Source organism: Streptacidiphilus albus JL83 (assembly GCF_000744705.1).
Classification (GTDB): Bacteria; Actinomycetota; Actinomycetes; order Streptomycetales; family Streptomycetaceae; genus Streptacidiphilus; species Streptacidiphilus albus.
Genome location: NZ_JQML01000001.1, coordinates 2,856,562 through 2,874,382 on the forward strand (window position 1 = coordinate 2,856,562; position 17,821 = coordinate 2,874,382).

General features: G+C 74.9%; 12 protein-coding genes. 9 read left to right on the plus strand and 3 right to left on the minus strand.

Features of this window, described 5'->3' with window-relative positions:
- Positions 1-96: 96 nt before the first annotated feature.
- From BS75_RS12420 to BS75_RS12445, 6 genes are all read left to right on the plus strand, one after another.
- Positions 97-1,584: a dihydrolipoyl dehydrogenase family protein gene (locus tag BS75_RS12420; protein WP_034088269.1), complete on the plus strand. Its 1,488-nt coding sequence runs from the start codon at positions 97-99 to the stop codon at positions 1,582-1,584.
- Positions 1,585-1,713: 129 nt separating this feature from the next.
- Positions 1,714-5,328, plus strand: coding sequence for a DUF4132 domain-containing protein (locus BS75_RS12425; RefSeq protein ID WP_081982268.1), 3,615 nt, complete (start codon positions 1,714-1,716; stop codon positions 5,326-5,328).
- Between the two features lie 29 nt (positions 5,329-5,357).
- Entirely contained in the window at positions 5,358-6,452 is a 1,095-nt protein-coding gene (locus BS75_RS12430) for an ATP-binding protein (protein ID WP_034092909.1), read from the plus strand.
- Positions 6,452-8,767, plus strand: coding sequence for a DUF5682 family protein (locus tag BS75_RS12435; protein ID WP_034088270.1), 2,316 nt, complete (start codon positions 6,452-6,454; stop codon positions 8,765-8,767). Before BS75_RS12430 ends, BS75_RS12435 begins: the two co-directional genes overlap by 1 nt.
- Positions 8,764-9,993, plus strand: a complete 1,230-nt coding sequence (locus BS75_RS12440; RefSeq protein WP_081982269.1) for a VWA domain-containing protein — start codon at positions 8,764-8,766, stop codon at positions 9,991-9,993. The genes BS75_RS12435 and BS75_RS12440 overlap by 4 nt, the downstream gene beginning before the upstream one ends.
- Positions 9,990-12,095, plus strand: a complete 2,106-nt coding sequence (locus BS75_RS12445; RefSeq protein WP_042436850.1) for a hypothetical protein — start codon at positions 9,990-9,992, stop codon at positions 12,093-12,095. Before BS75_RS12440 ends, BS75_RS12445 begins: the two co-directional genes overlap by 4 nt.
- Before the next feature lie 24 nt (positions 12,096-12,119).
- On the opposite strand, the gene BS75_RS12450 is transcribed toward BS75_RS12445, so the two are convergent.
- Positions 12,120-13,085: a DUF1152 domain-containing protein gene (locus BS75_RS12450; RefSeq protein WP_034088271.1), complete on the minus strand. Its 966-nt coding sequence runs from the start codon at positions 13,083-13,085 to the stop codon at positions 12,120-12,122.
- A 426-nt stretch (positions 13,086-13,511) separates the two neighbouring features.
- Here BS75_RS12450 and BS75_RS12455 point away from each other — a divergent pair, with 426 nt between their 5' ends.
- Positions 13,512-14,078 carry a hypothetical protein gene (locus BS75_RS12455; protein ID WP_152645608.1) on the plus strand — a complete coding sequence of 189 codons (567 nt, stop codon included), beginning with the start codon at positions 13,512-13,514 and terminating at the stop codon, positions 14,076-14,078.
- Between the two features lie 600 nt (positions 14,079-14,678).
- Here the strand turns inward: BS75_RS12455 and BS75_RS12465 are convergent.
- Complete coding sequence (locus tag BS75_RS12465; protein ID WP_034088274.1) at positions 14,679-15,638, minus strand: NADP-dependent oxidoreductase; 960 nt, start codon at positions 15,636-15,638, stop codon at positions 14,679-14,681.
- Between the two features lie 225 nt (positions 15,639-15,863).
- Between BS75_RS12465 and BS75_RS12470 the strand changes: the two genes are divergently transcribed.
- Together BS75_RS12470 and BS75_RS48085 are read left to right on the plus strand one after the other, a co-directional pair.
- The gene (locus tag BS75_RS12470) at positions 15,864-16,721 is read left to right on the plus strand and encodes a helix-turn-helix transcriptional regulator (RefSeq protein ID WP_034088275.1); all 858 of its coding nucleotides are present in this window, start codon (positions 15,864-15,866) and stop codon (positions 16,719-16,721) included.
- A gap of 261 nt (positions 16,722-16,982) precedes the next feature.
- Positions 16,983-17,156: a hypothetical protein gene (locus BS75_RS48085; RefSeq protein WP_156164247.1), complete on the plus strand. Its 174-nt coding sequence runs from the start codon at positions 16,983-16,985 to the stop codon at positions 17,154-17,156.
- Positions 17,157-17,214: 58 nt separating this feature from the next.
- Here the strand turns inward: BS75_RS48085 and BS75_RS12475 are convergent, their stop codons facing one another.
- Positions 17,215-17,814 carry an acyltransferase gene (locus BS75_RS12475; protein WP_034092912.1) on the minus strand — a complete coding sequence of 200 codons (600 nt, stop codon included), beginning with the start codon at positions 17,812-17,814 and terminating at the stop codon, positions 17,215-17,217.
- Positions 17,815-17,821: the final 7 nt, after the last annotated feature.

The following is a 17,821-nucleotide window of genomic DNA, read 5'->3' on the forward strand; positions in this document are numbered from 1 at the left end:
CATCAGAATGGCGGTGCCGGCGGACGCACCGCACCTGCCCCGCCGCCGGTCGCCCCACCCCTCACCGCCGCACCCACCTGCAAGGACGGTCCGCCCATGGATGAAGCGCAGCTCCAGGATTCCGCGTACTCCGCGTACGACGTCGTCGTCATCGGCGCCGGACCGGCCGGTGAGAACGCGGCCGACTACGCCGTCAGGGGCAGCGGACGCACCGCCGTGCTGATCGAGGCGGAGCTGGTCGGCGGCGAGTGCTCGTACTGGGCGTGCATGCCGAGCAAGGCGCTGCTGCGGCCGGTCGAGGTGCTGGACTCGGTCCGGACGCTGCCGGGGCTCTCCGGCACGGAGCTCGACGTGGCCGGGGTGCTCGCCCGCCGGGACGCGTTCACCAGCCACCACGACGACTCGGGCCAGGTGCGCTGGGCCAACGGCGCCGGGATCGACGTGCTGCGCGGACGCGCCCGGCTGACCGCCCCGCGGACGGTCGAGGTCACCGCTGCCGACGGCACGGTGACCACCCTCCGGGCGCGGCAGGCGGTGGTCCTGGCCACCGGCACCGGTGCCGCGGTCCCGCCCGTGCCGGGCCTGGCCGAGGCCCTGCCGTGGACCTCGCGCGACGTCACCAACCTCGCCGAGGTACCGCGCCGGGTCGCGGTGATCGGCGGCGGCGTGGTCGGCTGCGAGTCCGCGACCTGGCTGAACGGCCTGGGCGCCGAGCAGGTGACGCTCATCCAGTCCAACCGGGCACTGCTGCCGCGCGACGAGCCCTTCGTCCACGATCTGGTCGCCGAGCGGCTGCGCGACGCGGGCGTCGAGATCCGGACCGGCGCCAGGCTCGAATCCGTCAGCCGCCCGCACGCCGCCGCCACCGGCATCGGCCATGTCCACGGCGGCGAGGCCACCCTGTTCGTGGACGGCGCGGAACTGGTGGTCGACGAGGTCGTGGTCGCCGTCGGACGCACCCCGGCCACCGCCGGCCTCGGCCTGGACGCCGTCGGCGTCGCCCTCGACCCGCGCGGCTACGTCCCGGTCGACGAGCACCTCACGGTCCGCACCGACGGGGCGGAGGGCGACTGGCTGTACGCGGTCGGCGACGTCAACGGCCTCGCCCTGCTCACCCACATGGGCAAGTACCAGGCCCGGGTCTGCGGCGCGGTCATCGCCGCCCGCGCGGAGGGCCGCCCGCTGGACGGCCCCCGCTACCGGAACCTCGCCGGGACCCGGGTGGTGCCGCAGGTCGTCTTCACCCTGCCGCAGGTGGCCACGGTCGGCCTCACCGAGCGGGCCGCGCGGGACGCCGGCCTCGACGTCGAGACCGTCGAGTACGACCTCGCGGCGCTGGCCGGGACCTCGCTCCAGCGCGACGGCTACCGGGGCCGGGCGAAGCTGGTCATCGACCGGGCCGAGGACGTCCTGCTCGGCGCGACCTTCGTCGGCCCCGAGGTCGCCGAACTGGTCCACGCCGCCACGGTCGCCGTCATCGGCGCGGTCCCGCTGGAGCTGCTCCGGCACGCCGTCCCCTCCTACCCGACGCCGAGCGAGATCTGGCTGCGGCTGCTGGAGTCCCGCGAGGCGCCGAAGAAGTAGCCGCCGACCCGGCCCACCCGCCGGTCACAGCATTGTCAGTCGACCTCGCTACTGTGCTGAACAACTGATCGCCGGAACACCTGTCCGGTGGTGTTCGGCGTGGTTGTTCGTGGTGGTCGAGGAGGGGCTGTGCGTCGCTGGGAGTTTGTCGGCGGTGGGTCGGAGAAGTTCTGGGAGGCGGCGGCGGACGGGGTTTCCGTCAGCGTCCGCTTCGGCAGGGTCGGGGCGGAGGGGCAGCGGCAGGAGAAGCAGTTCGACTCCGCCGAGGCGGCGCTGCGTCACTTCACCAAGGCCGTCGCCGACAAGGAGCGGAAGGGCTACCGCGAGGTCACCTCGGGCACGGTCGCCGAAGCCGTCGAAGCCGTCACGGACGCCGTCGGCGAACCCGTCGCGGAGGCCGTCGCGCCGACGCGTCCCGACGAGTCGACCTTCACCCTGCCCCCGGCCTGGCGGCGGGCGGTCCACCCCCGGCGCGGCGGGTTCGGCGGCAGCCTGACGGCGGTCGCCGACGACGCCCTGGCGACGGTGCAGCAGCGGAACCGGGAGGAGGCGGCCTGGGTCGAGCAGGTCTTCGGCGGGCCGCAGGGCGATCCGCAGCTGGTGGCCGCCGGGCGGGAACAACTGGCCGACGCCGCCAGCCCGTTGGGCGCGGCCGTGCTGTTCGCACTGACCCGGCAGTACCGGCTCACCGAGTCGCTGTACGTGGACGCCTGGGTCGAGCTCGGGGGCCTGCCGTTCGCGGCCCGCGCCGTCGCCGAGTACGCCGGGATCGAGGCGAACTGGCAGCAGCACGGCTCGACCCGCTCCGGTGGTTCGATCCGCTTCCGGAGGCCGGACCAGGGGCTCGACCGGTACTGGCCCCGCGGCCTCGCCGACCGGGTCCGCGCGCTGCTGTCGCGGACGGACGACGCGACCTACCGGGCCACCGTCGCCGCGCTGGACGGCTACCGGAACAACACCCGGGACCGGATCCTGGTGTCCTACCTGCTGCCGTCCGAGCGGGACTGGCTCGACGAGTGCCTGACCGACCCGGCCGCCCTGACCACCACCGACCCCGTGCTGTACGGGATGCTGCTCTGCTCGCTCGGCGCGCCGGAGCAGTTCGCCCGGCTGGACAGCAAGGCCGACCTGGGCTGGAACGGGTGGTCGCTGGCCCTGGTCGCCACGGTCGCCGAGGGGACCGGTACCGCCTGCGTGCCGCTGGTGGAGCAGGCGATCGAGCACGCCTACGGCTCCGACCGGCTCAAGGCCTTCGCCGGGATGGCGGTCGAGTTCCCCACCGACGAGGCCTTCGGACTGCTGGTGGCCCGGATGGACGACAAGCACGTGCGCCCGCAGCTGCTGGAGGCCGCCCGGCGCTACCCGGTGCGGGCGCTGCGGCTGATCGGCGCGGCGGCGGTGGGGGCGGGCAAGAACGCCCTGATGGCCCGTCAACTGCTGACGGGCCATGTCCAGGCGCACCAGGAGCTCACCCTGGCAGTGCTGCCGGAGCTCGACGCCCGGGTGGGCGAGCTGGTCCGCTCGCTGGTCGAGGCGAGCGACCGGGTGGCCGACGCGCCGGTGGCTGCGCTGCCGCCGCTGCTGGTCAGCCCGCCGTGGACGCGGCGCAGCGCACCGCCCAAGCCGCGGGTGCTGGAGGGGCTGGTGGCCGAGGACGAACCGCGGATCCTCTGGCAGGAGGGCGAGCAGCAGCACTGGGCCAAGGACGCCCCCTGGCACTGGCGCTACCCCGAGTCGACGGACTGGGTGAAGGAGGCCGAGGAGAAGTTCAACGGCACCGGCAACTGGGGCAGTTACCAGCAGATCCGGTTGCTGGCCCAGGGGCCGGCCGAGGTGCTGGCGCCCTACGTGGTGAACTGGTCGCCGAGCGACCTCGGGAACGGCGCCGAGGTCTACCGGCCGGTCGTGGCCAAGTACGGACTCGCCGCGCTGCCGGTGGCCCTCCAGGCGGCCGCGGCCCAGCCCGCGCACCTGTCCGGGCTGCTGCTGCCGTTCCTGGATCTCTACGCCGCCCGGCTGCTGGCGGACGGGCTGGTGCGGCTGAAGTCGGTGGCGCCGGCGGCGCGGGCCTGGCTGGGCCGGTACGGTCTGGACGCGGTCAGGCTGCTGGCGCCCGACGCCGTGGGCAAGGCCGCCCGGCCCCGGCGGGCCGCGGAGCAGGCGCTGCGCACGGTCGCGGCCGGGCTCGGCGCGGAGGCGGTGCTCGACGCGGTCACCGCCGCCTACGGCGCGGAGGCCGCCGGGATCGTCGCCGAGGCGCTGGCCACCGACCCGCTGGAGAACGGGCTCCCGGCGAAGCTGCCGACCGTGCCGAACTGGGCCGCGCCCGCGCTGCTGCCGCAGCTCCGGCTGCTGGACGGGGCCGGGGCGCTGCCCGCCGAGGCGACCCGGCACGCGCTGATGCTGCTGGCGCTGTCCCGGCCGGGCGAGGTCTACGCCGGACTGTCCGCCCTGACCGAGGCCTGCACCGCCGACTCCCTGGCCGAGTTCGCCTGGGCGCTGTTCGAGGAGTGGCGGCTGGCGGGGATGCCGCCCAAGGAGAGCTGGGCCCTGCACGCCCTCGGCTGGCTCGGCGACGACTCGACGGTGCGCCGGCTGACCCCGGTGCTGCGGGCCTGGCCGGGCGAGGGCGCGCACCACCGCGCCGTCGAGGGGCTGGAGGTGCTGGCCGGGATCGGCAGCGACATCGCCCTGCTGCATCTGCACGGCATAGCCCAGCGGGTGAAGTTCAAGGCACTGAAGAGCCGGGCCCAGGAGAAGATCGCCGAGGTCGCCTCGGGCCTCGGGCTGACCGGCGAGCAGCTGTCCGACCGGCTGGTGCCCGACCTGGACCTCGGCCCCGACGGCACCACCGTGATCGACTACGGTCCGCGCCGCTTCACCGTCGGCTTCGACGAGCAGCTGCGGCCCTATGTGCTGGACGCCGACGGCAAGCGCCGCAAGGACCTGCCGGCGGTGGGCGTCAAGGACGACCCGGAGCTCGCGCCCGCCGAGAAGAAGCGCTTCGCCGCGCTGAAGAAGGACGTCCGCACCATCGCCGCGGACCAGATCCAGCGGCTGGAGGCGGCGATGGTGGCGCAGCGGTCCTGGTCGGTGCCGGAGTTCCAGGAGCTCTTCGTCCAGCACCCGCTGACCCAGCACCTGGTCCGCCGACTGGTCTGGCTGGCCGAGGCGGAGGGCACCACCACCGCGTTCCGGGTCGCCGAGGACCGCACCTTCGCCGATGTCGGCGACGACGAACTGGTGCTCGCGGAGGGCGCGCGGGTGCGGCTCGCGCATCCGCTGCTGCTGGCCGGGGAGGTCGACGACTGGGCCGAGGTCTTCGCCGACTACGAGATCCTCCAGCCGTTCCCGCAACTCGGCCGGCCCGTGTTCGCGCCCACGGAGGCAGAGGCCGGGGAGAACCGGCTGGCCCGGTTCGAGGGCTGCACGGTCCCGGTGGGCCGGCTGCTGGGGCTGACCAAGCGCGGCTGGGAACGCGGACAGCCCCAGGACGCCGGTGTCGAGCGCTGGTTCTCCAAGCGGCTGGGCGACGACTGCTACCTGGTGATAGCGCTCGACGAGGGCATCGCGGTGGGGGTGGTGGACATGTTCCCCGACCAGACCTTCGAGACCGTCTGGCTGGCCGCCGCGCCCGGGGACTACTGGCCGAACCACCACTCGTACACCCGGCGCTTCGGCGAGCTGGACCCGGTGACCGCCTCCGAGCTGCTGGCCGACCTGACCGAGGTGACCGCCAAGTGAGCACCGTCGGCCTGGAACCGGACGGCGGGCTGGAGGAAGCCGGGCAGCAGGACGACGCACAGCTCCAGCGCCCGCCGGCCGAGGTCCGCCACGCGGAGGAGCTGGCCGCGCTGCGGGCCGGGGACACCGCGCCCCGCCCGCCCGGCTGGCAGCTCAGCCTCCGAGCCGCGCGCCGCTTCATCGTCGGCGACGCGGAGGCCGGGATCAGCCGGAAGTTCGTCGGCAACGCCTCGCTGGTGGAGCGCGCCCTGGTGACCCTGGCCACCAGTCGCGGGCTGATGCTGGTGGGCGAACCGGGGACGGCCAAGTCGCTGCTCTCGGAGCTGATCGCGGCGGCGGTCAGCGGCATCTCGACGCTGACCGTGCAGGGCGGGGCGGCGACCACCGAGGACCAGATCAAGTACTCCTGGAACTATGCGCTGCTGGTGTCCGAGGGCCCGTCGACCCGCTCGCTGGTGCCCGCGCCGATGCTGCGCGGGATGGCCGAGGGACGGGTCGTCCGCTTCGAGGAGATCACCCGCTGCGCCCTGGAGGTGCAGGACTCGCTGCTCTCGCTGCTGTCCGAGCGGGTGCTCGCGGTGCCGGAGCTGACCGGTCCGGACGGGATGGTCTTCGCCCGGGCCGGGTTCAATGTGATCGCCACCGCCAACACCAGGGACCGGGGCGTCAACGAGATGAGCGCGGCGCTGAAGCGGCGCTTCAACTTCGAGACGGTGTTCCCGATCGCCGACTTCGAGACCGAACTGGCCCTGGTCGAGGCCGAGGTCAGGACGCTGCTGCTGAGCTCCGGGGTGGAGCCCCCGCCCGACCGCGACGTGCTGGAGGTCCTGGTCGGGACCTTCCGCGAGCTGCGCGGCCAGCAGGCGGGCGGCGAACGGCTGTCGGCGGTGATGAGCACCGCCGAGGCGGTGTCGGTGGCCCATGCCGTGGGCCTGCGCGGCTGGTTCCTGCGCGGGGAGCCGGGCAGCGCCGCAGACGTGGTGGCCTGCCTCGCCGGGACCGCCGCCAAGGACAGCCCCGAGGACCTGGCCCGGCTGCGCCGCTTCCTGGAGCAGCAGGTCTCCCGCCGCCAGGGCCCGCACTGGCAGGCCCTGTACGACGCCCGCCACCTGCTGGCGGACTGATGGGAGCCCCGGTCCTGCTGGGCGTGCGGCACCACTCCCCCGCCTGCGCCCGGCTGGTCGCGCACACGGTCGAGTCCCTCCGTCCGGCCTACGTGCTGGTGGAGGGACCGGTCGAGATGAACGACCGGCTGCCCGAGCTGCTGCTCGGCCACGAGCTGCCGGTCGCGGTCTTCAGCCACTACCGGGACACCGAGCGCACCGCCACGTCGTGGACGCCGCTGTGCGACTACTCCCCGGAGTGGGTCGCGCTGACGGCCGGCCACCGGTCCGGGGCACAGGTCCGCTTCATCGACCTGCCGGCCTGGCATCCGGCCTTCACCGACCGGGCCGGGGGAGCCGCCAACCGCTACGCCGACGCCGAGGCCCGCTACGCCGAGGCGACGGAACGGCTGTGCGTCCACTACGCGGTGGACTCGGTGGACGCCCTGTGGGACCGGCTGTTCGAGGTCGGGGCGGCCGGGACCGCCCCGGAGCGGCTGGCGGAGCGCTTGGACGCCTACTTCGCGCTGGTGCGCGGCGAGGCGGCGGCCGACGCCGGGGACCGGGCCCGCGAGGAGTACATGGCCTCCTGGGTCCGCGCGGCGCTCGCCCGGGCCGGGGAGCGCCCGGTGCTGGTGGTGACCGGCGGCTTCCACCAGCCGGCCCTGCGCCGGCTGGTGGAGGGGGACCCGGGGAGAGCCGACTGGCCCGAGGTCCCGGCCCCGCCCGCGGACGCGCTGGGCGGAAGCTTCCTGGTGCCCTACTCCTTCAGGCAGTTGGACGCCTTCGCCGGCTACCAGTCGGGCATGCCCTCGCCCGGCTACTACCAGCAGGTCTGGGAACACGGCCCGGCAGCGGCCGGGCGCGAGCTGCTGCGCACCGTCACCGCCCGGCTGCGGGGGCGCGGGCTGCCGGTCTCCACCGCCGATCTGATCGCGGCGCGCAGCCTCTCCCAGGGGCTGGCGGCGCTGCGCGGCCATCCGCACGAGTCCCGGGTCGACCTGCTGGACGGTCTGGCCGGGGCACTGATCAGCGACGACCTGGAGCAGCCGCTGCCGTGGACCGGACGCGGCCCGATCGGTCCCGGCACCCATCCGGTGGTGGTCGAGATGGTGGCCGCCTGCACCGGCGAGCGCAGCGGCCGACTGCACCCGGACACGCCGCTGCCGCCGCTGGTGCACGACGTGGAGGAGCAGCTGGCCCGGTGGGGCCTGGCCGACGACCAGCGGCACCTCCTCGACCTGGCCACCCCGGACGGGCTGATCCGCAGTCAGCTGCTGCACCGGCTGCGGGTACTGGACGTTCCCGGCTTCGTCCGCAGTTCGGGTCCGGAGCACGGGGCCGATCCGGTGGTCATCGAGCGCTGGGAGCCCGGCCGCGCCGGCGGTCGGGGCGCCGCGCTGATCGAGGCCGGCGCCTACGGGGCGCGGCTGGACGAGGCCGCCACCACCCTGCTGGCCCAGCGGGCGCGGACGGCCGCGGACGCCGGGGCACTGGCGGGACTGCTGTTCGACGCGGTGCTGATCGGAGCCGAGACGCTCTCCGCCGAGCTGCTGTCCACGCTGGCCGCCCGGGTCGGCGGCCTCGGCGAGCTGGGCCCGCTGGCCGAGGTACTGGTCACCGCGCTCGGCCTGTGGCGGCACGACGCCGTCTACGGCGTCGCCCGCAGCCCGGGGCTGGGGGCCGTGGTCGCGGGCGCGGTGGACAGGGTGCTGTGGCTGGTCGAGGGGGTGCACGGCGGAACCGGGGTGGACCGGGCCCGGCTGCGGGCGCTGGCCGCGGTCCGGGACGCCCTGCTGCACGCCGAGGGGCTGCTGGCGACCGACCGGGCCACGGTGGCCGGGATCGCCCGGCGGATCGCGGCCGACCCGCGCTCCCCGGCCGACCTGCGGGGCGCGGCCTTCGGCCTGGGCTGGTCCCTCGGGGCCGCGGCCGACCCGGCCGCGGCCGCGCAGGCGTTGACCGGTACCGGGGTGGTCGTGCTCGGCGACTGGCTGGCCGGTCTGTTCTCCCTCGCCCGCGACGAGGTGGGGCGCGACCAGCCGGCTCCCGACCGCCCGGAGACGCTGGTGGACGTGCTGGACGGGATCGTCACCGCCCTGGGCGAGGAGGAGTTCCTGATCGGGCTGCCCGCGCTGCGCCAGGCCTTCGCCTTCTTCCCGCCCCGCGAGCGCGAACGCATCGCCGCGCGGCTGCTCGACCGCCGGGGCCGGCGCGGCTCCGCGCGCTCGCTGCTCCGGACGACCGCCGACCCGCTGCTGCTGGCCCGCGCCGCAGCCCTGGAGGAGAACGTGACCCGCATGCTCGACCGGCACGGCCTGCGAGCCGTCCGATGACCGGCTCGACGCCCGCCGGCCGGACGCCCGCCGGCCCGACACCCGCTGCGCCGACGTCCGCTGCGCCGACGTCCGCCGATCCGACGACGCCCGATCCGGGCCTGGAGCGCTGGCGGCTGATCCTCGGCTCGGCCGCCGAGCGCTGCACCGGACCGCTCGGCGCCGAGGGCTCCGCCCGCGACGCCGCGCTCGACTGGCTCTACGGCCGCGACCAGGACCTGCTGGAGCGGGGCCGCCGCCGCGGCGGCGCCGCCTCGCCCCGCTCGGAGGGCGGCAGCGGCCCCTCCCAACTCACCGCCATGGACTGGCTGGACGACATCCACCGGCTCTTCCCCAAGGAGACGATCGAGCGGCTGGAGCGCGACGCCGTCGAGCAGTACGAGATCCAGGAGATCGTCACCGATCCGGAGGTGCTCTCCCGGGTCGAGCCGAACCAGGCGCTGCTCCGGGCCGTGCTGCGGACCAAGCACCTGATGAACCCGCAGGTCCTGGCGATGGCCCGGCAGATCGTGGAGAAGGTGGTGCGGCAGCTGACGGAGCGGATGCGGCCGGAGTTCCGCCGGGCGCTGACCGGCGCCCGCTCCCGGCGGCCGAGCCGGCTGCCGCTGGCCCGGGACTTCGACTTCCGGGGCACCGTCCGGGCCAACCTGGGCCACTACCAGCCGGAGCAGCGCCGGGTCCTGATCGAGCGTCCGCGCTTCCACTCCCGCACCCGGCGGCACCTGGAGCAGTGGCAACTGGTGCTGGTGGTCGACCAGTCCGGGTCGATGGTCGGCTCGGTGATCCACTCGGCGGTCACCGCGGCCTGCCTCTGGGGGCTGCCCGGGCTGAAGACCCACCTGATCGCCTTCGACACCTCGGTGGTGGACCTCACCTCGGAGGTGAGCGACCCGGTCGAGCTGCTGATGCGGGTCCAGCTCGGCGGCGGCACCGACATCGCCCGCGCCGTCGACTACGCCGCCGGGCTGGTGGAGAACCCGCGCCGCTGCATCGTGGCCGTGGTCTCCGACTTCTACGAGGGCGGCGACGCCTACCGGTTGGTCCGCACCGTGCGCGGGCTGGTCCAGCAGGGCACGACCGTACTGGGCCTGGCCGCGCTGGACGAGGAGGCCAACCCCGCCTACGACCGGGACCTGGCCGGGCGGCTGGCCGAGGCCGGCGCCCACGTCGGGGCGATGACGCCCGGCCGGCTCGCCGAGTTCGTCGCCGAGAAGGTGTCCCGATGAACGGCACCGGCGCCACCACCGGCGCCACCACCGGCAAGGCCGAGCCGCGGGCCGATCTGCTGGCGCTCACCCCGGACACCCTGGCCGCACTGGCCAACCGGGGCCTGGTCAAGCGCGCCGCCAAGGAACTGGAGTCCGGTGCCGGACCGGAGGTCGACCGCGCGGCGGACGGCACCGTCAGCGGCCGTCACCCGGACGGCACGCTGACCGAACTGCCGCCCGGGCTCGGACTGGACGCGGCGCGCTGCAGCTGCGGGGCGGCCGGAGTCTGCCGACACCGCATCGGCCTGGTCCTCGCCTACCAGCGGGAGGCCGCCGCGGCCTACCGGCGCGAGGCCGCCGCGCACCCGGAGGCCGGGCCGACCAGGTCCGGCGCCGCCCCGGCCCCGGACGGGCCGCCGTTCACCGCCTGGTCCCCCGCCGAGTTCGACGACGCCGCGCTCACCGCCGCGCTGGGCCGCACCGCCGTGGCCGGCGCCCGGCGCAGCCTGGACCGGGGGTACTCGGCGGTACTGCACCGGGCCACCCCCGAGCAGCCGGCGCCCCGGGCCGAACTGCCGACCTGCACCGTGCGGTTCCCGGTCCCGCACGAGCTCGGCTATGCGCTCACCGATGCCGCCGCGCCGCTGCGCGGCGAGGTGGTGGCCCTCGCGGTCTGGGCCTTCCGCGCCGCCGAGGCTGCGGACGGCCCTGCGGACGACCCTGCGGACGGCCCTGCGGGCGCCGGGGCCACCACCACCGTGACCGTCGGCGGCCGGACCGCCCCGGCTGCCGCCGGCGACGCGGAGGCGGCGCTGGACGCCGCGCTCGCGCTGGCCGACCGACTGCTGCTGGAGGGCGTCGCCCAGGCCGGCCCGGTGTTCACCGGCGTCCTGGACCGGGCCCGGGAGGCGCTGACCGCCGCCGCCTGCCACTGGCCCGCCGCCGCCCTGGCCGAGCTGAGCGGCCAGCTCTCCGACTACGCCGCCCGGGACGCCGGTTACCGGGCCGAGCGCTACGCGCTGCTGCTCACCGAGCTGCACGCGCGCCGCCGGGCCGGCGCCGTCGACCCGGTCGCGGTGCTCGGCACCCGGGAGGCCGGGGAGACGCCGCTGCGCCGGGTCCGGCTGGTCGCGCTCGGCTGCAGGATCGGCGGCAGCGGCCGCAGGCGCACCGCCGACGTCTTCCTCGCCCACCCGGTCGCCGGGATCGCCCTGGTCCTGCACCGGCGCTGGGACCTCGCCGAGGCCGACCCCGGCACCGGTCACGAGCTGGGCGCCCGCCGGGTGCTGGGCTCCCCGCTGCGGGCGCTGGCCGCCGCCAACGTGGTCAGCGAGCACACCTCGCGCAGCGCCGGACGCGCCGTCAGCATCGGCCGGGGCCGGATCGCGGCCACCAGTGTCACCCCGGTCGGCACGGCCTGGGCCGAGCTCCCGGACAGTCTGCTGGTGCGCGACCTGGCGGAGCACCTCCGGCCGTGGGCGGACCGCCCGCCGCAGCTGGTCCGGCCCCGGGTGGAGGCCGAGGCGGTACGGGTGCTCGCCGTCGAGGCGGTCGAGCACGTCGGCTACGACCCGGCCGCCCAGCAGCTGGAGGCCCTGGTCCGCGACCCGTCCGGGCACCGGGCCCTGGTCCGGGCCGACTACAACCCCCACTGCCCCGGCGGGTTGGACGCGCTGGCGGCGGCCCTCGGCGGCGACGGGGTGCGCTTCGTCAGCGGCTCGCTGCGACGGGAGGGCGGCGGTGTCGTGCTCGACCCGCTCGCGGTACTGGGCGACGACGGCCTGGTCGTCCCGGACCTCGCCCCCGGCGACGGTGCGGCCGACCTGACCGCCGCGCCGCAGCGAGCGGTCGACGAGGTCACCGGAGCGCTGGAGGCCGCACTCGCCGCGCTGGCCGGGGCCGCCCACCGGGGGCTGCGCCACCTCGGCGGCGCGGACCACGAACGGATCGCGGGCTGTGCCGACCGGCTGCACCGCGCCGGGCTGCACACGGCGGCCGGACTGGTCCGCGACTGCACCGGGCCCCGGCGGCGCGCGGGCACGGACGCCGCCGGCGCCGCCTGGGTCGAGGCGCAGCTCCACCTGCTGGTCGCGCTCGAACTGCACCAGGAGCAGGGCTGATCGAAGGGGCGGGGCCGGTGGGCCTCAGTGCGGGAAGACCCGGGGCGGGCGCTGCCGGGGCAGGGTGTCCCGGAACTCCTCGATGATGGTGCTGATCTGCCGGGTCAGCACCGTCTGCTCCAGCCGGGGCAGGTAGCGGTTGCGCTCGGCCAGGCCGACCGCGTCCACCGTGAAGTACACCGCCATCAGCGGATTGACGAACAGTCGGCTGCCGCTGGTGCGCTCGGTGAACCGGACGTCGCCGAAGTCGCCGCGCACTGCGGCGGCGACCGAGCCGTTCACGATGCTGGGGTGGCTCGGCGTGGAGGCCTGGGCATGGGCCACGGCGTCCAGGTAGAGCGCGCCCTCGCGGCTGTCCCTGGGCAGCGAGAAGGCGCCGAGGTAGGCACCGTCGCGATCCAGCGCGGCCAGGTTCTCCAGCACCAGCGAGTGGTTGACGCCGTGGTAGGCGTCCACGCCGAAGCCCAGGCAGCAGACCAGCCGGTGCTCGATCTCCGGCATCCCGTACACGGCCGCGAGGCTGGCCATGTCCTCCTCCGGCGTGCCGAGCCCGGCCTCGTCGCCGGTCATCAGGATGTCCGTGCCGCCGTCGACCAGCACGATCGCGTCCACCCCGCCGAGCCGGGCGACCAGCGCGCGGTAGGCGGCGCGCAGCGGCTGGACCCCGGCGCGGTTGAAGGCGTAGACGGTGGGCGGCAGCCCGTGCAGCTCCAGCCAGCGGGCGAGGGTGCGCTCGGGGAAGTAGTCGCCCCTGGCCTCGGTCCCCGGCCCGATCTCGGCCACGTCAGGATCCAACCAGACGTCCTGGTCCAGGCCGTAGAGGTCGACGAAGGAGAGGTTGGCCAGGGCCACCTCCTTCCCGGCGGCGCGCAGCGCGAGCGCCAGCGGCAGCCCCGCGTACACGTCGAATCCGCCGCCCGCGCCGGCGACCAGCACCCGCCGGGCGTCGCGCAGCCGGGTGAACAGCGGCGGCTCGTGAAGGGAGAACATCAGCTCACCGTAGCGAGCGGCCCCGGGACGGGCGAGCGAAATCCGGTGCCGTCCCGCTTCCGACCTGCTTCCACTCCACTTCCACCGGGGCCCGAGCCCCGGCCCCCCGACGAGCTCCCGCCGCTCGACGACATCCTCGCCCAGGAGACGCAGAGCGGCCCCCGCTTCAGCCGGGCCTCTCACGCCGTGGTGTCCACCGTGATGATGCAGCAGTCGCGCGGTTCGAGCCCGATGCCCTGAGCACCCCTGCGCCACGACTGCCTTTCGCAGGCCGGCCGGTGTTTTCCAGGGCGAGTTTCCCACCTATCCTGCCATGCGGTATTCCCTCGCACCCTTCATGGCGGGAATTCGGGCCGCCAACTCGGCTTGCGGGTAGGCGTATTGGGAGAGACGTCTAGACCTTTTCGGCGTGCAGTGAATGCCGGAGTGGAAACAGAGCACGGCGCTTCGTGGCGCTATGTTTCCTTCTGCGGCCGATTCGGCCGGTATCCCATTCACATCGACCTGAGGGCCGTCCGCTTTGCGCGGGCCAAGGAGACCTTCATGCACAAGAGCCTGCGTCTCATCTCGGTGACTGCCGTCGCCGCCGTCGCGATCGGAGTGGCCGGTCCCACGGCGTCAGCGGCGCAGGTCCCTACGCCGGCTGCCGCCGGGGCGGATTCGACCGCCCTGCAGGTCGTTCAACTGACGGCCGACGAGGCCACCGAGATCCAGCGGATCGCCGCGCAGATCCAGGCCGAGACCGCCGCAGCCAACGACGAGGACGCTCCGCAGATGCTGAGCGCCAAGTCCGAAGCGGGCAAGATGATGATCGACCTGCTCAAGAAGTCCCCTGGCCTCTTCAAGGCGGCCATAAAGGCGGCGAAGAGCGGCCACAAGGCGTTCAAGGACTGGATGGGCAAGCAGAACACGGCGGTCCGCGGCGCCTGGTGGCTCCTCAGCGGCGGTGTGCAGAGCTGGGTCATCGACGAGCTCGCCAAGCTGGTCAGCTGAATCCGACCCCGCTGGTTCGCTCGACCGGGCGGACCGGCCCTGTACGACGAAAGGCCCTCGATGTCCCTTTCCCGCGCTCAGCGCAGAAGCACTCCTCAAGACGCCGTTGCCGTGTTCGGTGCACTCCTGGTGCTCCCCGCAGGAGTTCTGCGGATCGCGTCCCAGCAGGTCCACGCCGACTACCTGATGTGGGCCTGGGGATTCCAGGGCGCGGCCATGGCTTTCATCGTGCTGGGGATCCTCATCGGGGCCGCGAAGAAACGGAAACCCTCTCCCGGAGTCTGGGGTGTCCTAGTCGTGTGGATCCTGGCAGCTGTTCACGGGCTCACTTATCTGTGATATCGGCACCCCGCGCGTCGAGGCGGACGGCGCGTCCCGGAATTCGGGTGACGAAAAACCACCGACGCGTGCCCGCCACGGTGCTCGGGCACGCGTCGGACCCTAGTAGCGTTTCGCTGCTCAGATATGGCATGTCCGGCTGGGAGGTTGGTGTCTGGCGGATTTCTTCCCCTTTGCCGGACAGCGCGCCGTTGCCGCAGCCGTGAGCGGCGAGCCGGAGCAGGCAACGGCCATGACGAGCAGCGGGTCGACGTCCCCGGCTCAGGGCAGCAGGACGATCTTGCCCAGGCCGTGGCCGTCCTCGCTCAGCCGCTGCGCCTCGTCGGCCTGCGCCAGCGGCAGCGCCGCCCGGATCGGCAGTTCCAGGGTGCCGGCCGCGACCAGTCGGGCGACCCGGGCCAGTGCCTCCGGGGAGCGGTCCTCCTCCGGGCCGCCGGAGCTGAACCGTACGCCCAGCGGTCCGGCCTCGGCCAGGTCGACCAGGGAGACCACCCGCGCGGCACCGCCGACCAGGTCGACGGAACCGGCCAGCACCCCGCCGCCGCCCAGGTCGAGCACCGCGTCCACGCCCTGCGGCGCGGCCGCGCGGACCCGGTCGAAGACGCCCTCGCCGTAGCTGACCGGGACCGCGCCGATCGACCGGAGGAAGCCGTGGTTGGGCTCGCTCGCCGTGCCGACCACCCGGATGCCGTCAGCGGTCGCCAGCTGGACGGCGAGGATCCCGACCGCCCCGGCCGCGCCGTGCACCAGGACCGTCTCCCCGGCCGTGGCCTTGACCGACTCCAGCGCCCGGTAGGCGGCCTCGGCCGCGACCGGCAGCCCTCCGGCGGCCTCCAACTCCAGCCCGGCCGGCACCGCGGCCAGCCGATCGGCGTCGGCGAGCGCGTAGGCGGCGTAGCTGTTCGGGACGGGGCCGAAGACGGCGTCGCCGACCGCCCAGGCGGTCACCCCGGGCCCGGTGGCGACCACCGTTCCAGCCGCCTCCAGCCCCGGGACGTGCGGGAACGAGACCGGGAAGACCTCGGCCAGGTAGCCGCGCCGGATCTTCCAGTCCACCGGGTTGACCCCGGCGGAGCGGACCTCCAGCAGCACCTGCCCCGCACCGGGGCGGGGCACGGCCGCGTCGGCCAGCTGCAGCACCTCGGGGCCGCCGAAGGCGGAGAAGGAGACGGCGGGGGCCTGCTCGGGAAGCGCGGTGGGGTCGTTGGACACGGTGGACATGGGGAGCCTCTTTCGGATGGGTGGGACCGGCCTGAGGGGTGCGGCCGGTTCGGTGGGGCGGTGCGGTCTGGCCGCGTTCGGCCCGACACCAGGACCGTGCCACGGCTGCTGCGGGCTGAGGAGCGGAGAGCTTTCCCTAGGACCGGCGGTCCGGGTCTCCGGCCGCGCGGCCGGCCCCGGGGACCGGGAATCCCGGCCCGGTTCCCGGGCGTTGGGGGGATCATCATGACGACCGAGATGGACCGCACCCAGTTGGCCGACTTCCTCCGCCGCTCCCGCGAGCGGCTGCGGCCGCAGGACGTCGGGCTGCCCGAGGGGCCGCGCCGCCGCACCCCCGGCCTGCGGCGGGAGGAGGTCGCACTGCTCTCCGGCATGTCCGCCGACTACTACATGCGGCTGGAGCAGGCCCGCAGCCCGCAGCCCTCGGTCCAGGTGCTGTCCGCGCTGGCCCGGACCCTGCGGCTGAGCGACGACGAACGCGACCATCTCTACCTGCTCTCCGGACACCGGCCGCCGGCCGGACGGCCCGCCGGGGCGGAGATCCGGCCGGCCCTGCGGCATCTGCTGGACCAGCTGTCCGACGCCCCGGCCCAGGTCCTCAGCGACCTGGGCGACCTGCTCGGGCAGAACGCCACCGCCGAGGCGCTGTTCGGCTGCGTCTGCGGGGTCGAGGGGGACGGCCGCAACCTGATCTGGTCCTGGTTCACCAACCCGCTCATGCGGGCCTCCTATCCGCCGGAGGAGTGGCAGCACTACAGCCGCTCCCATGTGGCCGACCTGCGCGCCGCCACCGTCCGGCGCGGCGGCGACGCGGCCTCCACCGGGCTGGTCCAGCGGCTGCTGGCGAGCAGCAAGGAGTTCGCCGAGCTGTGGGAGCGGCACGAGGTCGGGGTGCGGCGCAGCGCGGTGCTGCGGGTGCGGCATCCGCAGCTCGGTCCGGTCAGCCTGCTCTCGGAGCTGCTGCTCACCCCGTCCGAGGACCAGCGGCTGCTGCTGTTCACAGCGGTGCCCGGGAGTCCGGACGCGGCCGTGCTCGACCGGCTGCGGGAGATCGGCGCCCGGGACTTCGCCGGCCTGCACTAGCCGGGGCGGTGCCGCTGGAAGACCCCGGCCGGGTCCTCCCGGGTGCCGAAGACCGAGCCGACGACCCTGGCGCCGTTCAACACCCCGCCGAGGACTGGTGCGGGGCCGGATCGGGAATCGGTCGGTCCTCGAAGACGAGGGGTTCGGCGAACGTCCGCACGACTGCAGCCTTCATCGGGCACTCCTTGGGTGAACACCCCCACCGTCCGCACCCAGGATATCCGTGGGTGACCGGACGACCACTCGGAGTGCCCGCCCCCGGTGCGGCCGGCCCGGGCCGGATATCCGGCCTCGGTCGGCTTCGCGATCGGCCTCGGCCGTACCCCACCCCCGGCGGCGGTGCTGGCCGGGATCGCCGCCGACTGGCGCCGGGGCCTGCCCGGGGTGACCCTCACCCCGGCCGATCCCGGCACCGTTCCGGCCGGGCTGGGCTGACCGGAGCCGCTCGGCGGGAGTTCACCCACCCCGGTCGGCCCTCCCCGGTCGCCCCCGGTCAGCCCTCCTCGGTCAGCACGCCGTCCTGCTCCAGGTGCCGGGTGCCGGTCTCCGGGCAGTGCCAGACTCCGGGCTCGTCGGCGTGCTCGACCAGCCGCACCCCGGCCCGGCCGACCCAGCCGATCCGGCGCGCCGGGACGCCCGCGACCAGGGCGAAGTCGGGGACGTCGCGGGTGACCACGGCCCCGGCGGCGACCAGCGCCCAACGGCCCACCCGGACCGGCGCGACGCAGACCGACCGGGCCCCGAGCGAGGCCCCCTCGGCGACCCGGACGGCCACCGGCTGCCAGTCGCCGTCCCGCTTCTGCCGGCCCTGCGGGTCGACCGAGCGCGGGTAGAAGTCGTTGGTGAGCACGGCCGAGGGGCCGACGAACACGCCGTCGGCCAGCTCGGCGGGCTCGTAGACCAGCGCGTAGTTCTGCAGCTTGACGTTGTCGCCGATCCGGACGCCGGGACCGACGTAGGCGCCGCGTCCGACCACGCAGGAGCGGCCGAGCCGGGCCTCCTCCCGGATCTGGGCCAGGTCCCAGACGGCGCTGCCCTCGCCGACCTCGGCACTGGGATCGACCTGGGCGGTGGGTTGGATCCTGACGCTCACGCGGTTG